Here is a 19,464-nt window from a genome sequence, read left to right on the forward strand (position 1 = left end):
ACGATGGCAAACAAATTCGACAAGGATCGCAAATAAGCCCTTTAAGCACCCAATATTTAGAAGCTTTTTTAAGTTATCCACAATATGTGGAAATGCTCCGCCTTATTTGATTAATATCTCCGGCCCCATAAAGGTGGTTGGGAGCCAGGTCGAGATAATCGGCACATAGGTGATAATAATCAGGAACAGGAATAAAATAGCGACCCAGGGCAGAGCCGCTTTCACCACCCGCATGACCGACATACCGGCGATGCCGGAGGTGACAAACAGGTTCAGCCCTACCGGCGGCGTGATCATGCCAATCTCCATATTCACCACCATGATGATGCCAAGGTGAATGGGATCAATACCAAGTTCCATGGCGATGGGGAAAACGATGGGCGCAACGATAATAATCAGACCCGACGGCTCCATGAACTGCCCGCCAACCAGCAGGATGATATTGACAACAATCAGAAACATCCACCAGTTAAAGCCGGCATCCAGCATCGCCGAAGCGATCTGCTGCGGGATCTGCTCGTCCGTCAGGACATGCTTCAGCAGCAGCGCATTGGCGATGATAAACATCAGCGTCACGGTCAGCTTGCCCGCCTCGAACAGCGTGTCGCGGGTATCCTTATGGAAGAAGACCGTGATCAGCGCCTGCGGCTTCTGCCAGATCGGGATTGGCGGCTCCCCTTCCCCACGATGCAACGGCCCCATATCGCGATAAATAAAATTAGCAATCAGGAAGGCATAGACCGAGGCGACGGCGGCCGCCTCTGTCGGGGTAAAAACACCGCCATAGATGCCGCCGAGGATAATGACAATGAGAAACAATCCCCATCCCGCATCACGGGCGGAGGCGAACACCTCTCCCCAGCCGAGCCAGTCGCCTTTCGGCAGTCCCTTCCATTTGGCGGCGATATAAATTCCGGCCATCAGCATGAAACCGGCCAGCAGCCCCGGAAACACCCCGGCCAGAAACATCCGTCCGACCGAGACATCCGTCGCCGCTGCATAAACCACCATGACGATGGAGGGCGGAATAAGAATGCCGAGTGTCCCCGCATTACAGATGATGCCCGCCGCGAAATCCTTTTTATAGCCGACCTGCGTCATACCCGCGATGACGATGGAGCCGATGGCCACCACCGTCGCCGGGCTGGAGCCGGAGAGCGCCGCGAACATCATGCAGGCCACAACCCCGGCAATGGCGAGGCCGCCGCTCAGATGCCCGACCAGGGCAATGGAAAAGCGGATAATCCGCCGGGCAACGCCGCCCGTCGACATAAAACTGGAGGCGAGAATAAAGAAAGGAATGGCGAGCAACGTATAATGCCCGGCCATGGCCTCATAGATCGTTTGCGCGACGGAGGCGAGAGAGCTGTCGGACAGCACCAGCAGGAAAGCAATGGAACTGAGACCAAGCGCAATGGCGATCGGCACCCCGAGGATAAGAAGCCCGATGACAATCGCGAACAGGACAACAACTTCCATTTTTCTACTCTCCCCGCACGCGGGCGGCGGCGTCTTCTACCGCGTCCTCGGCCTCGTGGCTGGCGATCAGCATTGATTGTTTCCCTGTGTAGATGGCCAGGCCCGCCTGTATGAAGCGAAACAGCAACAGCGCCGCGCCAATCGGCATCATGACATAGGGGACAAGACGCGGGACCTTTTCATAGCGGTCCCCATCATTGAACCAATCGGCCAAAAACTGGAACATTTCCGGAATGACCACGTCACTGGTTTCATACCATCCCTTGGCCAGGAATTTTTCTTGAAACCCGGTCGGAAACCAACGCCCGGTTGTCGCCGGAAGATTGGCGAAATTAGCCCAGAAATCCCAACCGCCCTTGAGCAGCAGAAAAGCATAGATAATACAGAAAAGCGCCGCAAGCAGGGTAATCCCCTTGCGGGCCGCCGGCGGCAGCAGGTTGACCACGGCATCCACCCCGAGATGCGCCGTCTTCTTCACGCAATAGCTGACGCCGAACAGCACCAGCCAGGCGAACAGGATTGAGGTTACCTCTAACCCCCAGAGGATGTTTGAATTGAAAACATAGCGCGCGACGACATTTGCGAATGTGATTAAGGTCATCAGCCCCAGGATCAGGGCAATGAAAGTCTCTTCCAGCTGATCAACGAATGAACGCCCGTTACTTGGACGATGCCCCGACATGATCACCCCTCCCGGTTTCAGACACGACGGCTACATAAAATGGATGTCTGACGCGGGAAAAGATGATCCCGCGTCAGATTTTGCATCAATTCGCTTCGTTAAACTTCTGTGCGGCCTCAATATTTTCTGTGCCGACATCCGCTTCGAATTTGGTCCACACCGGCTTCATGGCATCCACCCATTGCTGGCGCTGTGCCGCATCAAGCTGACGGACAACGCCGCCGGCAGCGAGGATCGCCTGCTTCGCTTCCTCATTGACCTTGGTGGATTCCGCATTCCGCTCATTGGTCACCTCATTGATGATGGTGCCGAGTTGTTCGCGGACATCATCGGGCAGACCATCCCAGAATGCGGTGGATGTCACCACCAGATAGTCGATCACGCCATGGTTGGTTTCGGTCGTGCCATCCTGCACCTCGAAGAATTTCTGGCCATAAATATTGGACCAGGTATTTTCCTGACCATCGACAACTCCCTGTTGCAGGGCGCCGTAAACTTCGGAAAAGGCCATCTTTTGCGGGCTGGCGCCGAGCGCATCCATCTGCGCAACCAGCACATCGGAAGACTGCACGCGGAATTTCAGCCCCTTCGCGTCAGAGGGGAGCAGCAGTGGCTTGTTGGCCGAAAACTGCTTCATGCCGTTATGCCAGAATTCCAGGCCAAGAAGGCCGCGCTTGACCATGGATTCCTTCATCTTCTGTCCGGTTTCAGACGTCTGAAAAGCATCCACCGCATCAATATTCTTGAACATGAACGGCAGATCAAAGATACGGAACTGCTTGGTGAACTGTTCAAATTTTGAGAGTGACGGGGCGGCAAGCTGCACATCACCGTTCAGCATCGCCTCCAGCACCTTGTCATCATTATAAAGGGTCGAGTTCGGATAAACCTCCATGCAGGCCTTGCCCTGCATTTCATCATTCACCCGCTGCTGCACCAGGCTCGCAGCGATTCCCTTCGGATGTTTGTCGGTATTCGTCACATGAGCAAATTTAACGACAATCTCTCCCGGATCGCATTTGGCGTATGCCATCGACCCGGACGCCAGCAGTGCGGTTGTGGCAACCGCAACCATAAATGCCTTGCGCATGGTAATTAATCCTCCCAATCAGTTTCCTGTGATTTTTGTGCCTTCCGAGGCATCTTGGACGCCCGGAAGGGCCTCAAAAACTACTTTTCCACGAATTTTTTTCTTTTGCAATAGAAACTTGGGCTATGGAATTCGCCTCATTTGGCAGATATTCATCACGGATTCCGCCCTACATTCGGCGGAGTTTACGTGACAGAAGACCGTGTATTTCCTACACTTTCGTCATGACAACCTTCCTCATTCGCCCTCTTGAAAATCGGGATATCGCCGCCACCGCAACGCTTTTCTTCAGAAGTGTGCGCGAGGGCGCGGCCGCCCACTACAGCGCGGCCGAGAGGGCCGCCTGGGCCCCGGCCCCGCCCGATCCGGAAAATTGGCGCAATCGTCTTATCTCTCAACATGTTTTGGTTGCAGAAGTTGACGAAGGGCGGATCGTCGGTTTCATGAGCCGTGATAATACCGGATATCTCGATCTCGCCTTCACAGATCCGGACCGGGCAGGACAGGGCGTTGCCGCCGCTCTTTATGCCAGGCTTGAAGAATCGGCGTTAAAAGACCGCATCGCCCGGCTTTCCTGTGACGCCAGCCTCGGCCTGCGGCCCTTCCTGCTCCGCCGCGGCTGGACACTTCTTCGGGAACAGTATCCCGTCCGACAAGGGGTAACACTGCGCAATTTCCGCATGGAGAAAATCCTGACCTCGCCATAAAGCCGGGCTTTCACCCGGATGACTCCTTCGTTATAGTTTTATCAAAAGCAAGAATATCAACGGGAGAGATCATGGAACTGCCCCTGGAAAGCGCCGAACGGGAGATGCTGGCGCGCGCTGCCGACTTTACAAAGACCGAAGTCGCCCCCAAGGCGCAAAGCTGGGAAGATGAGCGCCGCCAGCCGATTGAGGCGATACGCGCGGCCGCCCTTGCCGGATTGGCCGGGCTGGAGGTGCCGGAACATCTTGGTGGCACCGGCCACCGCTTTCGCGTCAAGGCCCGCATCGCCGAAGAGATTGCCCGGCACTGCTTCGCCTTTTCCTTCAGCTTCATCAATCATATGGGGCTTGCGGGCAAAATCGCCCGCGATGCACCCGAGAAGATTGCGAAAAGATATCTGCCGGAAATGCTGACCGGGGAAGCCATTGGCTGCACCGCACTGACCGAACCGGCCGCCGGCAGCGATTTCGCCGCCATCGCAACCCGCGCGAAAAAGGTCGCGGGCGGCTGGCGCCTCACCGGCGAGAAAGCCTGGATCACCAATGCCGCCCATGCGGACCTGATGTTCCTTTATGCGCAGACGGATCCCGCGGCGGGGTGGCGCGGCGTGGCGGGTTTTCTTGTCGATGCCCGTGAAGAAGGCGTCAGCCGAGTGCCGCCGTTCCAGATCATGGGTGGCCATGCCATTGGCGCGGGTGGCTTCCGCTTCACCGATCATTTTATCCCCGATGAGCGGATGATGAGCCCACCCGGAGAGGGGTTCAAGGCCGCCATGGCCGGCGTCAATGCCGCCCGCAGCTATGTGGCGACCATGTGCTGCGGCATGACAGAGGCGGCCGTTCATACGGCTGCGCGCTACGCCAGCGAACGCGCCGCCTTCGGGGGTCATATTGCGGATTTTCAGGGTCTGCAATGGCGTCTCGCCGACGCTCAAACGGATGTGGAGGCTGCCCGCCTGCTCGCCTATCGCGCCGTTCTCGCGGTAGAAAGCGGGCAAAATGCGGAGATACCGGCGGCCTATGCCAAGAAATTCGCAACCAGCATGGCCGACACCCATCTTGCACGCTGCATGCAGATCATGGGCGCAGCAGGCTTACGCCGTGACTATAACTTCGGCCGCCAGATCGCCTGCGCCCGCATCGCGAACTATGTGGACGGCACCACGGAAATCCAGAATGAACGCATCGCGCGCAATCTCATCAAACAGGTATCGCAACAACAATAAACCGGAAAGGAAACCCCCATGAGCCAGACATACGCCTTTGAACGCAGCCACGATATCCTGATCACCGCGCCCGCCAGCGCTGTGCTCGATTATGTCAGCAACCCCAATAGCTGGCCGGAATGGCTTGCCTCCTCCCACGAGATCGACAGCCCCGACCGGCCCATGCGGACGGGCGATACCTTTATCGAGAAATGGGCGACGCGCACCGGACCCGCGCAGCTTGACTGGGTCGTCCGGGAATGCGATCCGCCGCGCCTCTGGATCGGGGAGACCCATGCGAGCTTTCTCGGTCCCATCATCGTGCGCTATGACGTAACGGAGGAAGATGCCGGAACAGTCCGCTTCAAACGTACCATGATCAATCCGGCCCGCCCCCGCCCGGCGACGGCGGAACAGATCGACCGCATGGATGCGGAAGCGGCGGAAGGGCTCGCCAATATCAAGCGCAATGTGGAGGCGCGCATCGCCAAAATGTCATAAAAATCCGGTTGACGCCGCCCGTCCGATCCGACCCTATCATAAACTCTTCAGCGGAACATCAGGATGGAGCGGAACGCCGCCATGACACCGGAAAAGCCGACCACGCGGGAACTTTTCGCCACTTTCGGACGTATTGGCCTTCTGTCCTTTGGCGGCCCGGCGGCGCAGATCGCTCTCATGCACCGGGTGCTTGTGGATGAAAAAGGCTGGCTGGGTGAACGGCAGTTCCTGAATGCGCTCAGCTTCTGCATGCTCCTGCCGGGGCCCGAGGCGATGCAACTTGCGACCTATGCGGGCTGGCGTCTTCGCGGCTTTGTCGGCGGGTTGATAGCCGGACTTCTGTTCGTCCTGCCGGGCGCCCTTGTCATTCTCGCACTTGCCAGCCTCTATGCCTATTTCGGATCGGTGCCGCTGATGGCGGCGCTGTTCCTCGGCATCAAGGCCGCGGTGGTTATTATCGTCTTTGATGCACTTATGAAAGTCGCGAAACGGGCTCTGCGGTCAATCATATACTGGGTTATCGCCGCCCTTGCCTTTATAGGTATCTTTTTCCTCAGCCTCCCGTTCCCGCTGATTATTCTCGCCGCCGCCCTGTTCGGTTTTTTCTGGCGTGGCGAGGTTCATGAAAGCGGCCCCGCGCTTTCAATGTCAAAGCCAGCCTTATGGCCCACTTTGCGCAATATCGCTCTCTGGTTGGCGGCCTGGTGGCTGCCGGTACTGGCGGTCGATCAGCTTTCCGGCACGCCCATTCTGACCGAGATCGCGCTTTTCTTCTCCAAGCTGGCGGTCGTAAGCTTCGGCGGCGCCTATGCGGGCCTCGCCTATATGGCGCAGGATGTGGTCAATCAGTTCGGCTGGCTCAACGCCGGGGAAATGATGGATGGGCTGGGGCTTGCCGAAACGACACCCGGCCCCCTTATTCTGGTCACCGAATTTGTCGGCTTCCTTGCAGCCTATTACAAGGGCGGATTCCTCACCGGGGTTGCCGGGGCGGCCCTTACCCTCTGGGTCACCTTCGTTCCCTGTTTTCTCTGGATTTTTGCAGGCGCCCCCTATATTGACCGGATATCGAACCAGCCGCGGCTCTCCGGCGCGCTTGCCGCCATCACGGCGGCTGTGGTGGGCGTGATCCTCAATCTTTCGCTCTGGTTCGCGCTGCATGTCTTTTTCACCGAAGTCACGAGGCGTGAAACCGGCCTATTCACGCTGTGGCAGCCAACGCTTGCTTCCCTCGATGGCCGGGTGCTCCTGCTGGCCGCCCTCAGCGCCTTCCTGCTGCTCCACCGACGCTGGCAGATCACGCCGGTTCTTATGATCGCCGCCGCAGGTGGTGTGATCCTGTCCTATATTTTTTAATCGGGCGGCGGGCTGCAAATCCGATCATAGGAATAGCGCGCCTGAAGCGCACCGTTATAGGCGAAGATATCCATGGTCGCCTCATAGGCTTCCTGTGTGATCTCCGCATGGGGCGGCCAGCAGCCGAGTTTCTGATAGGTCGCAATGCAGCGGGTTAACGCCGCCTCGCTGATATCCGGGAAGTAGTCTTTTTCGGCGCGGGCGATGTCGGCGGCCGGGGTTTCATTAAGATATGCCCGCGTCTTGCGATAGGCGCGCATGAAGGCATGCGCCATGTCTGTTTCCAGCCAGTCTTTCCGCGCCGCCAGGCTGGAAAAACCGCATTTGCCGATCTGGCGCCCCACTTCGGCGACGATATGCCCGCCCCCCTCTTCCTCAAGCTGCTGCGGATAGGGTCCCTGCTGCTGCACATATTGCCCCTGCCCACTGCGGAAGGCCTTGTCCATCGCCGCCGCGCCGCCGACATTGATCGCCTTGATCTTATCAAAATCTATGCCGGCCTTGTGACAGGCGTATTTGAACATGATAAGCGGCTGCCCCCCGCCGAATAGCACAACCTCCGCCCCTTCCAGCTTTTTCCAGTTGAAATCCGGGTCCGGCTCTCGCGCAGTCAGGAAAAACCCGTCCATCTCGTTGATTTGCGCGAAATGCGTGGTCTCCAACGTCTCCCCTCGCCCGAGGGCGGCAAACCCCTGGCTCAAGGCCGACTGAACCACATGGGCGCTGCCATTCTTCAGGGCATCCATGGCCGAGACACCAACCGGCGCAACGGACCATTTGGGGTTCAGCCCCTCCGCCTCCAGAAACCCGCCCGACATGGTGGAAATCAGCGGCGAATAAAAGGCGGAAAACAGGGTGAACTGGATCTGGATATCCTGCATGATATGACGCTCCCTCGACATTTATGTTGTTCTTATGAAAGGAATATCACATCTTCCGTCGCCCATGAAGGCAACTTCGCGTGAGCAAAACCGTCAGTCTGCGGCAACTTCGGCGGCGTCCATCATCCCATTCTTCGCAACCTTGTCACGGTCTTCCTCATCCCAGCGAAGCGCCACCTCATTCAGCCCCTGCAAAACGCAATGCAGCTCCTGCCCGCGCTCGGTCAGTGAATAGGACACCGTCGGCGGCACGGTCGGCTGATAATCGCGATGCACAAGACCGCTCGCCTCCAGCTTGCGCAGCCGGTCCGTCAGCACCTTGGCGGAGATATCGGGAATGCGCGCCGACAACTCACCGAAGCGCAGCGCCTTTTCATTGGACAGCAACCACAGAATATAAGGCGTCCATGGCCCCATGATCTGCCCCAAAATACTCTCCATCGGGCACTGCGTCGGGTTATGTTTTGCGGTCATCGAAAATTTCTCCGATTTTTCTCAATACTTACCAAAAGGTAACTACTTGCAAAAAGAAAGTAAAGGGCATAACTGCTGTATGTACAGAATTTATAACAGGCGCAGCGCCTTTCAAGGAGAGTACCAAATGACACAGGTTGCCATCATTTATTTCAGCGGCTACGGCCACACAGTCAAACAAGCAGAGGCCGTCGCGACGGGCGCGGCAGGCGTCAATGACGTTACGGTCACCACCATCCGCATTCCCGATACCGGCGATATAAGCGATGCGGACTGGGATGCTCTCGCCGCTGCAGATGCCATTATCTACGGCAGCCCGACCTATATGGGCGGCGCGGCCTGGCAGTTCAAGAAATTCGCGGATCAGACATCAAAGCACTGGCTTGCCGGTACTTTCAAGGACAAGGTTGCGGGCGGTTTTACCAACTCGGCGACCGTTAACGGGGACAAAGGATCCACCATCAATTACTTCTTCACCCTGTCGCAGCAGCTCGGCCAGATCTGGATCGGCACGGGGCTACTCCCGTCCAACCAGAAAGAACACGGGCCGGAGCATGTGAACTGGACCGGCGGATTTGCGGGCGCACTCGCCATTTCACCGGCCGACGCCTCGCCAGAGGAAGCTCCGCGTAGCGGCGATCTGGAAACTGCCCGCCTGCTCGGCGAACGCATTGCTGCTTACGCCTCGCGCACGCGGTTGGCCGCCTGAATATCTGCGGATTGAAAACCAGCACGCCTTCACACAAACGGCCGCCCGACGAATGTCAGGCGGCCGTGATTTTTATCTGCCGGATCGCGAGAAAGATGAGACATTCGCGCGCCCCGAAAATGGGTACAGGGGATCAGATCGCCTGATCGTCTACTTTCGCGCCATCCGCTGCCCGTGCTACCGCGCCGGTCCCTTCTCTGGCGCCCGCTTCACTGGCGTAGCCCTGGCTGGACAGGATGACCTGGCCATTGGCGGCTTTCAGGTTGAAATACCACTTGCCGTTCTTGCCTTCCTTGACCTCAAAACGACTTTCATTGGGAGCATTTGTCTTGACTGACTCGATTCCGTTTTCCGCGCTTGCCTTTTGCTTGTAGCCCTCGGATGTGCCAACGGTTTCCCCGTTGCCGGCTTTCAGGCGAAAGCGGAACTCCCCTCCATTGTCCTTATATAACTCAAACTTGCCTGCCATACTCCGTCTCCCATTGAAAACGTCTGTTGAAACTGCTTGGTGGCTTATTATTGGGGGGAAATCGCTCATATTGCAACTATTAGCGTCCCGGATCAGTCATTTCTCCCGAAATGGCGTGCCGTTGCCGCCAGGCGGGACTTCACAATCAGAATATGAAACGGCATGATCAGAGCCAGATAAAGCCGCCCGAACCAGTTATGCCGATGCACCAGCGTGGCGAGGGAAACCTGCCCACCCGTCCCCGGCTCCCGGTAGATCGTAACCCGGAAATCAAGATGGCGATCATCCTGCCCCAGAATGATTTCCGTTTCGGAAATCGCCCGCACCTTCATGAAACCCACATGATCGCCAACGGTGAGGACGCGGCGAAAACGGTTATCCTGCGGGAAGTCCTGACTTGTCCGGATGCCGAACACCCTGACAATGCCATCCCGGATACGCATCAGCATCCGCGCCCACCCAGGCATTTCAATCAACAGATATTGCAGAATTTCGGCGAGAGGTGGATCCGGCGGCGACAGGACAACCGAATAGCAATCCAGGAAATCCCCCGGCCTATAGAGCGCGTGAAGACCGCTGTCCGAAGGAAGGTCTGTTTCTTTTACCGTCATGCAGGCTGCTCTCAAAAAACGCGTGTCCGGACTTTAGCCGAAAGTATGCCCGATGGCTACAAACAGGACATGAACTGCCATGTAAAGGACAATCACGCTACCGATGGTATAAAAGGTTGCACGCACTTCATGGTTTCGCTTCGTGGCATAGGCAATTGTGTGCAGGAGCCGGGCAAGGACAAAGCCGTAGAATAAAATCTGTGCCCAGAGAAGATCGGGACTGGCAGCAACGAACAACAGCCCCGCAATGAGAAAGGCCGGAATATTCTCAAGGTCGTTGCGATGCATCCGGCGCGATCGATCGACATAGTCATTGATATCCAGCTGTTCCGGTCGCGGGTTCTTGTTAAACGGCCCCACTTGCAGGTCTTCCGGGCTGACGAGGCCGGCTGAGCTTTTCATCATCCGGTAAACCGTCATCCAGCCTTGCCCCATGATTTTCAGGAGCATGAGCGCGGCGGCAATGGCATAGGCCGCAAAAACCGGATTTTCCAGATTGAAACTGTTCATGAACTCCCCCCGGAAGATTAAGATGATCGGCAATCATCCCACACAAGGGAACGCCTGCGCAATTGACTATTGCAGAGCGGGTAGAGATTGTTATTCTATTCCCCAATAACGACAACGCCAAAGGCGATTGGGAGGACAGACCATGGATATAGCGGTCGACAGCAATCAGGAGAGTGTAAATGCAATCCGGTATTTCGACGTACTGATCATTGGCGCCGGAATATCCGGCATCGACGCGGCCTATCACCTGCAAAAAAATTGCCCCGGCAAGAGCTTCACCCTGCTGGAAACGCAAGAGACGTTCGGCGGCACCTGGGCGACCCATAAATATCCGGGAATCCGCTCCGACAGCGATTTGTTCACGTTCGGCTTCAAATGGAAACCGTGGAAGGACGCGCCCATCGCAACGGCGGACAAAATCCTGCGCTATCTGAACGAAGCGCTTGACGAGAATGACCTGCGGCAGCACATCCGCTTTTCATGCACCGTCATCTCGGCAAGCTGGTCGAGCGACGAAGCGCGCTGGACGCTCGAAGTGGCAAATGGTGAAACCGGGGAGATCGAGCAGTATGGCTGCCACTTCCTTTGGATGTGTCAGGGCTACTATCGCCATAGCGAGGGGTATATGCCCGACTATCCGGGACGGGAGAATTTTAAAGGCCCGGTCATCCATCCGCAGAACTGGCCGGAGGATCTTGACTATTCCGGCAAGGAAGTGGTGGTTATCGGCTCCGGCGCGACGGCGGCAACATTGATCCCCGCCATGGCCGGAACGGCGGGACATATCACCATGCTGCAACGCTCCCCCACCTATTTCTTTGCCAAGCCGAACCGCGATGAACTGGCCGATACGCTCCGCGCCCTTGATGTGCCCGACGAATGGGTGCATGAAATCGCCCGGCGCAAGATATTATATGATCAGAAGGAAATCACCCGCCGCTCATTCGAGGAGCCGGAGGCCCTGCGCGCCGAACTGCTGCAGGCGGCGCAGAATTATCTCGGCGACAGCCTGCCTATTGATCCGCATTTCACGCCTTCCTACCGGCCGTGGCGGCAACGGCTCGCTTTCGTGCCGGATGGCGATCTTTTCCGCGCTATCCGCAGAGGGGAAGCCTCTGTCGTGACAGACCAGATTGACCAGTTTACGGAGACGGGCATTCTGCTTAAATCAGGCAAGGAGCTGGCAGCGGATATCATCATTTCGGCGACCGGATTCAATATCAGCGTCCTCGGCGACATCACCTTCACAATTGATGGTAAGGCGCTCGATTTCCATGACTGCTGGTCACACCGGGCCGTCATGTTCTCGGGCGTGCCCAACATGGCCTGGGTGTTCGGCTATTTGCGGACAAGCTGGACGATGCGGTCCGACATGGTGGCGGAATTTGTCTGCCGCCTGCTGCGCCATATGACGGAAAAGGGAGTACGCAGCGTCGTGCCGACACTGCGGGAGGAAGACCGGGACATGCCCGAGTTACCCTTCGTCGATCCGGAGAATTTCAACGCCGGATATCTCACGCGAGCGCTGCATCTGCTGCCCAAGCAGGGCGACCGCGATCCGTGGGTCCATACGCAGAATTACTATGTGGACCGGGAGACTCTGGCCCAGGCCGATCTGGAAGACGGGACGCTGATCTACAGCTAGCGACCATCCCCCGCACTGATCTTTGGCGGACCATCCTTGCCGCGACTGTCACAAAACTGTAATATAAAATGTATATACATTTGATATGCATTCCTTATAGTCAGGATGATGCAACGGAGCAGCAAGGCGATGGCGGCAGAGAAGAAGCAGAAGAAGAAAGAGCGGAAAGACAGCCAGTTGATTATTCGCATAAAAGGCAAGGAACGGGACCGTTTCGTCAAATTATGTGACGAGCTGGACACCAGCGCCGCCCGCGAGATCCGGCGGTTCATCCGTGATTTTCTGCAACAGCATGCCCCTCAGGAAAAAGTCTAGCTGCCCGGCATATTCCATCAACTGAACGAATGAGGACATATCATGGCCAAAAAAACGAAAATCAAGGAACTGAAGAAGGAAGTGAAGCTCCGTAAGGGGAAAGTCGCCCAGCAGGAGCAGAAGCTGAAAAAAGCGAAAAAGGCGCTCAAAAAAGCGGCCTGAGCGTCTCAATGGACAAGGCTGGCCAAGCGCCAGCCTTTTTTACCCCGGTTCAAGGACATCATACACATGCTGACGATATATGACGTAAAGGGGATTGGTCCGACAACGGGCACAGGCCTCACCGATAAAGGCATCACCACTGCCGAGCAGCTTGCCAATTCCGACGTTGCCGACCTTCTCGCCGTTCCCGGCATTGGGGAGGCTCGCGCCGCTCTCCTGATCGCCGCGGCGAAGGACGCCCTTACCCCCGCGCCGGCCTCTCCGGTTGCGGCCACATCGAAGGCGGTTCCCGCCGCGATCCCGGCTTCCGAGACAGACGCCGAAACGGCGACGGCAAAAATGCCGGAAAAAATGCCAAAGGCCAAAAGGGCTGACAAAGCCGGCAAGGTGAAAGCCACTAAAAAGACGAAGGAGGGCAAACCGTCCAAAAAGAAGGAAAAGGCGAAAACCGCGAAAAAAGCCGAGAAGAAAGCGGCCAAGAAGGACAGCAAGAAAACGGCCAAAAAAGACGCAAAATCAAAGAAAAAGAGCAAATCGGGCAAGAAGAAATAAACGACTTGCCCTCGGATGCGCCTGCGGATGAGCAGTGTTTTCGCGGCTCACATGCGAATATGACGGCAGTGATAACCTCTGCTGGCCCGGTCCCTAACCGCCGAGACGGGTGGTCAGGATCTTGAACCCGGCGAAGGCAAACACGACGGCGAACACCCCTTCGAACCAGCGGCGCAGGCGGGTATAGCCTGCGATCATCGGCGCGCTGGAAAAAATCAGCGCATAGCCGTGAAAGACGAGGGCGCTTTGCAGGCCGACAGCAGCGATAATAATCACCATGGAGGAAGCCGCCGCATCCACCGGCACCCCGACCGAGAAGAGAGAACCGAAAAACAGGATCGCCTTCGGGTTGGTCAGATGCAGCGCGAGGCCACGCTGATAGGCGGCGCGATAGCTGGTGACTGTCAGGCGGCTCTGCACCATCGGCGCTTTTGAGAGGGCTGTGCGTGCCGACTTGACAGCAAGATAGAGCAGATAGCCCGCGCCTGCATACCGGATCACCTCAAACGCCCAAGCATTGGCCAGCATGATCGCGCCAAGGCCGAAGGCGGCCGCAGCGGACCAGAACAGCGATCCTGTCAGCACCCCCGCCGCCAGCGCAAGGCCGTGCCCCCGCCCGGCATTCATCGACGTGCCCGCAATGGCAAGAGTCGCCGGACCGGGACTTGCCGAGGCGACAAACGCCGCCAGCAGGATCAGGGGGAGATGCAATTCACTTATCATGGTCACGCTTTCCGGATAACGGGCCCCGCCGGGCCTAGATTTTCGGCTTGGCCGCGCCTGACTTTTTGGCCAGATCTTCGCGCGCTTTGCGGGAGAGCTCTTCCATCCAGCTCATGACGTTGATTTCATTCTTGGCCGCTGCTGCCACGTCAAGAACGCCGCCCGAGGCCTTGACCACCGGATCCCCTTCCAGCCGGTATTCCAGGACAATGGCGCAATCTTCGATGCTTTCCGCCCCAGGCAGCTTCATACTGCCGTCGTCATTGCGAATTTCCTTCACAATACTTCTCTGAAGGGTGACATCCACTTTAACTCGCGGACCGGGCTGGAGAGGGGCAGGCTTGCAATTGACCTTGTCCTCCCCGAGATACCATTGGACGAACATGAAATTCGACTTGGGGTCTGTCGCCATCAACGATGGATCGCCATATTTATCAGTCAGCGCTTCCAGATAAACCGCGCGGTCGATCGGCGCATCCTTGATCCGCTGTATTCGCTCCGCGGCCAGCACCTTGGGTTCATCCGGCGGTGCCGCAAAGGTGACGATAAACTGGTCCACCCGATGCGGCGCAGTCGTGATCATACGGACATAATCCTCCGTACGCAGCTTCTTCACCCCGTCAGTATAATTCATGTAATACTGGGTGTAGTTGAGTTTCAGTTCGGAATTATAGTCTGCAATAGCCTCTTCCGCCTCTTCGACCGACATGCCGAGAGCGACCCCGGCGACATCAATTTCATCGGCATGTGCGGCAAAAGACGGCATCATGAACAGGGACGCCAGCAGGGCATTTCGAAAAAAAGAGTTCTTTTTCACGGGAACCTCTTCGGTTTTCTAATGATTATTATAACCTAGGCAATTGAATTCTTTCATTATCCTGTACAGAATTTGAACGATAGGCAATAAAAAAAACCTGCGCTTCACAACAGTTTAATCTTAAAAACCATGCCGCCGCACCGCCCCGGCGCCTGTTCCGGATCTCCATGAGATCGGCAGACTATTGTTGCCCCCCTTCTCTCAACGCCAGTTCATCCCGCGCCACGGCGGCCGCATCGGCAAGCCGGACCTCGACCTTGTTAAGCGGATCCTGAAACAGCCGGTATTCAAGCACGATACCGCAATCATCCAGAGAGGCCGCCGCGTTATTGATCATTTTCCCTTCCGGCGTCCGGATCGTCCCGAGGAAAGGCTGCATGACAATGCCGCTGATATGATAGGGAACGGTATTCTTGTTCTCGCTGTATTTGAGGCAGTTCACCTTGCCTTCCTCCAGCACCCAGTAGAGGTAAAGAATGTGATTTTTCATCCCCATTCTTTCATAATCCGGCTTTCCATGCCGGGCGACCAGCGTTTCAAAATACTGGCCGCGCGGGGGCCGGTTCGTGCCGATATTCTCCACCCGCTGGATATAAGTCGCCTGTTCGCCGGTGGCCGAAAAATTGACGGTCACCACGCCCTTTTGCGATCGGCCGATCAACGTGCTGACCCTGTTTCCATCAATTTGCCCCTTGCTGTTCCAATGACGGAACATCTGGCCATAGAGGATCGATTGACTGAGCGGCGTTTTCTGAATGGCGACTTTATGGTCAGCCGATGCAAAGGTCGCCTCCACCTCCGCAACCGCCATGCCAAGCTTGACCCCGTCAATTGATGGAGCATCGGCACGCGCCTTCGGGGTGATTACCGGCAGGAAAGACACTGCGATCAGCAGCAGAAACATCAGGCTCCGACGAAATGTCATGACGGGCTTCAAACCTCCATTTTATTTTTCACAGTTTTTTCAATAGACTGCTATCCTAACGGCAATGGATGACGGCATCAATTACAGACGGAATAAATGACATGGCATTGATGAATTCATTTCCCGCGCCCCCTCCATCCTGCCGTTTTACCGATATATTCCGGAAAAGGCGTGCAGCCATCGCCCAGGGCAGACACCGACTGCATCGATTGGTAAGGATGGTCCCGGCTTTACTGCTGATGTTGCCATTCCTCATCCCCCGCGTTCAGGCAGCGGATGGCATTGACTGGAAAGAGGGCGCGCTTGCCCATCTTGCCCCCTACATCGGCACCTATGAATATGACACCGTGCTGGATGATGCGACGGTGCAAACCGCCCTTCGTGATCTGCTTGGCGAAAAACTGCCCGTCTTCCGGCGTAATCTTTCTGTCTCCGGCCCCATCGATTTTTCCAGCGGCAACCTTGTTCTTTCCGGCCTTGCGCCGCATCAGGGCGGCGCGGAGGAAGCCATGATCCTGATCAAGATTTATGACGGCACGGTGCGCGCAGGCCTGCTGCATCAATCGAAGATGACGCTATATGCCCGCGATCCGCAATATGCCTATATCCCAAAAATTCTGCGGGACTTTCTTGCGCCCCGGATCCCTCGCGCTTCCCTGCCGCCGCAGGTGGAATGGATCCGCGAGTGACGCAGCATGCAATCGCGGCATGCGGGGGCGGCGCATCATGTCGCTTGCCTCGACCCCTGCTTTTTCTGCACGGCATACCCGTTGTTTTTGCACGATAATTTGAGTTGACCACAACTCGCGCCCGGCCTAGCCTGTCCGTCAACGAACAATCATAATCCGCTTGAGGGGAGGTCAGCCGATCCGGAGTCAGAGCGGGCGGGTTTTCTCGTCGTCTCATGGCCGCCCCCTCTTCAGTCGACAGGGAATTGCCTCATGCCCTTTGCCGCAACCACTCCGCCGCGCCTCTCGACCCTTGTCCTGCTGACGGCGCTGTCCGTCCTGTCGCTGAATATGTTCCTGCCCTCCCTCGCCAATATGGCGGTGGATTTCGAGGCCGACTATGCCCTGCTGACCTTCGCCATCGCCGGTTATCTCGGCGTGACGGCCGTGCTGATGCTCATCCTCGGGCCACTTTCGGACCGCTACGGACGGCGGCCGGTCATGCTGGTCAGCCTCGCCCTTTTCACCGTCGCCTCCCTTGTCTGTACATTGACGGGCAATATCTGGGTATTCCTCGCCTTTCGCGTTCTGCAAGGGGCGGTCATTGCAGGCTGGGGGCTGTCTCTCACGATCACGCGCGACATTTCGGGGCCGGAAGAGGCGGCAAAACGTATCAGCTTCATCACCATGGCCATGTCGGTTGCGCCAATGCTGGGGCCTGTTCTGGGCGGCGGACTGGACGAGATGTTCGGCTGGCGGTCAAGCTTTCTGACTTTCACGATCCTCGGACTGCTGGCCTTCCTGCTCTGCTGGGTCGATATGGGAGAAACGAACCGCCAGAAAAGCACGAGCTTCGCCAGCCAGTTCCGGAATTATCCCGACCTTCTCAAAAACGGCCGTTACTGGGATTACGCCATCAGCATCGCCTTTGCGGCGGGCTGCTTCTATATCTTTCTTGCTGGCGTGCCGCTCGTCGCCGTTTCGATGCTCGGCCTGTCGCCCGCAACCCTCGGTTTCTATATGGGGCTGATCACCCTCGGCTTTACGGTTGGCACATTCTTCTCCGGGCGATTCAGCCAGCGGATTTCCCTCAATAACCTGATCCTGATCGGCCGGGTTACCGCCATGGCGGGGCTGCTGATCGGGCTACTTTTCATGCTCTCGGGCGTGGTCAATGTCTACACATTGTTTGCGCCGGTGATGATTGTCGGGCTCGGCAATGGCCTGTCGATCCCGAGCTGTAACGCCGGGGCGCTCTCCGTCCGGCCGGATCTGGCGGGCTCGGCGCTCGGCCTTGTCGGCGCAATGAATGTCGGCTTCGGCGCGTTCATGACCTCCTTCACAGGAACGATACTGGACAACGATCATGGCGCCCTCACCCTGATCCTGCTGATGAGCGCGGCAACCTTCATTTCCCTCCTCGCCGCGCTGCATCTCAAATGGCTCGACCGGCGAAAGTAAGCAGAATGATCGGGACGGCTCTATGCAGGCGCGCATGAACATGATATTTTCATGATATTATGCTTGAACTGGCCATATAAAATAGATTGAACCAATGTCCAAGCAAAGGCTTGCCACCATTCTTTCACTGGATGTTGTAGGGTTCAGCCGCATGATGCAGACTGGTTCTTCCCGTCTGCTGACGGCCTTGAATATACTTTATCGCAAAATTATCTCCCCTGCGGTTGCCGCTCATAATGGGCGCGTTGTCAAACTTCTGGGCGATGGCGCGCTGATCGAATTTGCTTCGGCGTCCAAAGCCCTCGATTGCGCCGTCACCATCCAGAAAATGATGCGCGCGGCCGACCTTCCCTACATCTATCCTGAGACAATCCGGTTGCGTGCCGGTATTCATGCGGGCGATGTCCTTGTCGAGGGAGAGGACCTCTTTGGCGATGCCGTCAATATCGCCGCGCGGATACAGAGTGCGGCGCCGCCAGGCGGCATCCTGATCTCGCAACTCGTCCGGGATCTTATCGGCAACCAGACAGACATCCGCCTGCGTCGCGAAGGCAGCCACAGCTTCAAGGGCATTGATCAACCGATTGAGGTGCTGTCAGTCGATTTTACTGACCCTGGCACGGTCGCACAGCGCCGCCACCTTTCAGAGACTCAGGAAATCAAGTTCTGCACCACCAAAGACAAGGTCCGTCTCGCCTGGACAACAAATGGTGCTGGCCCGCCCATCGTAAAGGCGCCTAACTGGATCAGCCATCTGCATCTCGACTGGCGCAGCCCCGGTTTTGCGCCGATGACCACATCGATTGCGGATAAATACAGCCTCGTCCGCTTCGATTCACGCGGCAACGGCCTCTCGGACTGGGACGTGGCGGAAATCTCCATTGACCGCTTCGTCGATGATCTGGAAGCCGTTTTTGATGCCGCCGGGATAACCCGCGCGCCCATCCTCTCCTTCTCGCAAGGGGCCGCCATCGCCGCCGCCTTCGCCGCCCGCCAGCCGGAACGGGTCTCCGCCATCGTGATGATCGGCAGTTACGCCAAGGGCCGGGCGAAACGCGGCAATGCGCATGACACCAAGCTCGCTGAAGCCTTTCGCGCGATGATGCGGGCGGGCTGGGACGATGACTATCCCTCGCTTCGCGATCTGATTGCGCAGACCATCGTTCCCGGCGCGAGTGAGGAAGACCGCCGCCGCTTTGCCGAGGATATGCACGAGATGATCTCGCCGGAAAATCTCGGGCGCTACCGCGAAGTCCTTGATAACATGGATGTTATGGAGCTGCTCGGCGAGGTGCGTGCGCCCTGTCTTGTTGCCCACTGTCGCAATGACAGGATGCAGCCGCTAAAGGAGGGCCAACGCCTCGCCGCCGCCCTGCCCAACGCGCGCTTTATCGCCTATGACAGCTCGAACCACCTGGTTCCCGAAAACGACCCCGTCTGGCCCCTCTTGGAGCGCGATGTGCATCATTTCCTCAAGGAATTCACCTGAGCAGAACTTCGCGCCTACAGAACATCCTCTGAC

The 19,464-nt window shown here is 57.2% G+C and carries 22 protein-coding genes; 11 read left to right on the plus strand and 11 right to left on the minus strand.

Annotated elements, in window-relative coordinates; all coding sequences use genetic code 11:
* Positions 1 to 102 precede the first annotated feature (102 nt).
* The 3 genes from CMN55_RS04465 to CMN55_RS04475 form a co-directional block, all read right to left on the minus strand.
* Positions 103 to 1,479: a TRAP transporter large permease gene (locus tag CMN55_RS04465; protein WP_293948336.1), complete on the minus strand. Its 1,377-nt coding sequence runs from the start codon at positions 1,477 to 1,479 to the stop codon at positions 103 to 105.
* Between the two features lie 4 nt (positions 1,480 to 1,483).
* Entirely contained in the window at positions 1,484 to 2,161 is a 678-nt protein-coding gene (locus tag CMN55_RS04470) for a TRAP transporter small permease (protein ID WP_293948337.1), read from the minus strand.
* 85 nt (positions 2,162 to 2,246) lie between these two features.
* Positions 2,247 to 3,236, minus strand: coding sequence for a DctP family TRAP transporter solute-binding subunit (locus CMN55_RS04475; RefSeq protein WP_366931971.1), 990 nt, complete (start codon positions 3,234 to 3,236; stop codon positions 2,247 to 2,249).
* Between the two features lie 239 nt (positions 3,237 to 3,475).
* Between CMN55_RS04475 and CMN55_RS04480 the strand changes: the two genes are divergently transcribed.
* The 4 genes from CMN55_RS04480 to chrA all read left to right on the plus strand — a co-directional run bounded on the left by CMN55_RS04480 (position 3,476) and on the right by chrA (position 7,020).
* Complete coding sequence (locus CMN55_RS04480; RefSeq protein WP_293948339.1) at positions 3,476 to 3,958, plus strand: GNAT family N-acetyltransferase; 483 nt, start codon at positions 3,476 to 3,478, stop codon at positions 3,956 to 3,958.
* 71 nt (positions 3,959 to 4,029) lie between these two features.
* Entirely contained in the window at positions 4,030 to 5,184 is a 1,155-nt protein-coding gene (locus CMN55_RS04485; protein ID WP_293948340.1) for an acyl-CoA dehydrogenase family protein, read from the plus strand.
* Positions 5,185 to 5,202: 18 nt separating this feature from the next.
* The gene (locus CMN55_RS04490; RefSeq protein ID WP_293948341.1) at positions 5,203 to 5,664 is read left to right on the plus strand and encodes an SRPBCC family protein; all 462 of its coding nucleotides are present in this window, start codon (positions 5,203 to 5,205) and stop codon (positions 5,662 to 5,664) included.
* Positions 5,665 to 5,727: 63 nt separating this feature from the next.
* The gene (chrA, locus tag CMN55_RS04495) at positions 5,728 to 7,020 is read left to right on the plus strand and encodes a chromate efflux transporter (protein WP_293948342.1); all 1,293 of its coding nucleotides are present in this window, start codon (positions 5,728 to 5,730) and stop codon (positions 7,018 to 7,020) included.
* Here the strand turns inward: chrA and CMN55_RS04500 are convergent.
* Positions 7,017 to 7,922: an ABC transporter substrate-binding protein gene (locus CMN55_RS04500; protein ID WP_293948343.1), complete on the minus strand. Its 906-nt coding sequence runs from the start codon at positions 7,920 to 7,922 to the stop codon at positions 7,017 to 7,019. The two genes, chrA and CMN55_RS04500, sit on opposite strands and share 4 nt — an antisense overlap.
* A 72-nt stretch (positions 7,923 to 7,994) precedes the next feature.
* The gene (locus tag CMN55_RS04505) at positions 7,995 to 8,375 is read right to left on the minus strand and encodes a winged helix-turn-helix transcriptional regulator (RefSeq protein WP_293948344.1); all 381 of its coding nucleotides are present in this window, start codon (positions 8,373 to 8,375) and stop codon (positions 7,995 to 7,997) included.
* 127 nt (positions 8,376 to 8,502) lie between these two features.
* Between CMN55_RS04505 and CMN55_RS04510 the strand changes: the two genes are divergently transcribed.
* Positions 8,503 to 9,084 (plus strand): flavodoxin family protein, encoded by a 582-nt coding sequence (locus tag CMN55_RS04510; RefSeq protein WP_293948345.1) that lies wholly within the window; start codon positions 8,503 to 8,505, stop codon positions 9,082 to 9,084.
* 133 nt (positions 9,085 to 9,217) lie between these two features.
* Here the strand turns inward: CMN55_RS04510 and CMN55_RS04515 are convergent, their stop codons facing one another.
* The 3 genes from CMN55_RS04515 to CMN55_RS04525 form a co-directional block, all read right to left on the minus strand.
* A complete protein-coding gene (locus CMN55_RS04515; RefSeq protein WP_293948346.1) occupies positions 9,218 to 9,553 on the minus strand; it encodes a YegP family protein in 336 nt (111 codons plus the stop codon).
* Positions 9,554 to 9,645: 92 nt separating this feature from the next.
* Positions 9,646 to 10,164 (minus strand): DUF2867 domain-containing protein, encoded by a 519-nt coding sequence (locus CMN55_RS04520; RefSeq protein ID WP_293948347.1) that lies wholly within the window; start codon positions 10,162 to 10,164, stop codon positions 9,646 to 9,648.
* A 33-nt stretch (positions 10,165 to 10,197) separates the two neighbouring features.
* A complete protein-coding gene (locus CMN55_RS04525) occupies positions 10,198 to 10,674 on the minus strand; it encodes an MAPEG family protein (RefSeq protein ID WP_293948348.1) in 477 nt (158 codons plus the stop codon).
* Positions 10,675 to 10,816: 142 nt separating this feature from the next.
* Between CMN55_RS04525 and CMN55_RS04530 the strand changes: the two genes are divergently transcribed.
* From CMN55_RS04530 to CMN55_RS04540, 3 genes are all read left to right on the plus strand, one after another.
* A complete protein-coding gene (locus CMN55_RS04530; RefSeq protein ID WP_293948349.1) occupies positions 10,817 to 12,319 on the plus strand; it encodes a flavin-containing monooxygenase in 1,503 nt (500 codons plus the stop codon).
* A gap of 129 nt (positions 12,320 to 12,448) precedes the next feature.
* Entirely contained in the window at positions 12,449 to 12,634 is a 186-nt protein-coding gene (locus tag CMN55_RS04535) for a hypothetical protein (RefSeq protein WP_293948350.1), read from the plus strand.
* 228 nt (positions 12,635 to 12,862) lie between these two features.
* Positions 12,863 to 13,348 carry a helix-hairpin-helix domain-containing protein gene (locus CMN55_RS04540; protein ID WP_293948351.1) on the plus strand — a complete coding sequence of 162 codons (486 nt, stop codon included), beginning with the start codon at positions 12,863 to 12,865 and terminating at the stop codon, positions 13,346 to 13,348.
* Between the two features lie 93 nt (positions 13,349 to 13,441).
* On the opposite strand, the gene CMN55_RS04545 is transcribed toward CMN55_RS04540, so the two are convergent.
* The 3 genes from CMN55_RS04545 to CMN55_RS04555 form a co-directional block, all read right to left on the minus strand.
* Positions 13,442 to 14,071 carry a LysE family translocator gene (locus CMN55_RS04545; RefSeq protein ID WP_293948352.1) on the minus strand — a complete coding sequence of 210 codons (630 nt, stop codon included), beginning with the start codon at positions 14,069 to 14,071 and terminating at the stop codon, positions 13,442 to 13,444.
* A 34-nt stretch (positions 14,072 to 14,105) separates the two neighbouring features.
* The gene (locus tag CMN55_RS04550) at positions 14,106 to 14,888 is read right to left on the minus strand and encodes a hypothetical protein (protein WP_293948353.1); all 783 of its coding nucleotides are present in this window, start codon (positions 14,886 to 14,888) and stop codon (positions 14,106 to 14,108) included.
* A gap of 181 nt (positions 14,889 to 15,069) precedes the next feature.
* Entirely contained in the window at positions 15,070 to 15,813 is a 744-nt protein-coding gene (locus CMN55_RS04555) for a hypothetical protein (RefSeq protein WP_293948354.1), read from the minus strand.
* Positions 15,814 to 16,052: 239 nt separating this feature from the next.
* Between CMN55_RS04555 and CMN55_RS04560 the strand changes: the two genes are divergently transcribed.
* The 3 genes from CMN55_RS04560 to CMN55_RS04570 all read left to right on the plus strand — a co-directional run bounded on the left by CMN55_RS04560 (position 16,053) and on the right by CMN55_RS04570 (position 19,431).
* Complete coding sequence (locus tag CMN55_RS04560; RefSeq protein ID WP_293948355.1) at positions 16,053 to 16,502, plus strand: hypothetical protein; 450 nt, start codon at positions 16,053 to 16,055, stop codon at positions 16,500 to 16,502.
* Positions 16,503 to 16,754: 252 nt separating this feature from the next.
* Positions 16,755 to 17,942, plus strand: coding sequence for a multidrug effflux MFS transporter (locus tag CMN55_RS04565; RefSeq protein ID WP_293948356.1), 1,188 nt, complete (start codon positions 16,755 to 16,757; stop codon positions 17,940 to 17,942).
* Between the two features lie 94 nt (positions 17,943 to 18,036).
* Positions 18,037 to 19,431: an alpha/beta fold hydrolase gene (locus CMN55_RS04570; RefSeq protein WP_293948357.1), complete on the plus strand. Its 1,395-nt coding sequence runs from the start codon at positions 18,037 to 18,039 to the stop codon at positions 19,429 to 19,431.
* The last annotated feature ends 33 nt before the right edge of the window (positions 19,432 to 19,464 follow it).

Source organism: Sneathiella sp. (assembly GCF_002694385.1).
Classification (GTDB): domain Bacteria; phylum Pseudomonadota; class Alphaproteobacteria; order Sneathiellales; family Sneathiellaceae; genus Sneathiella.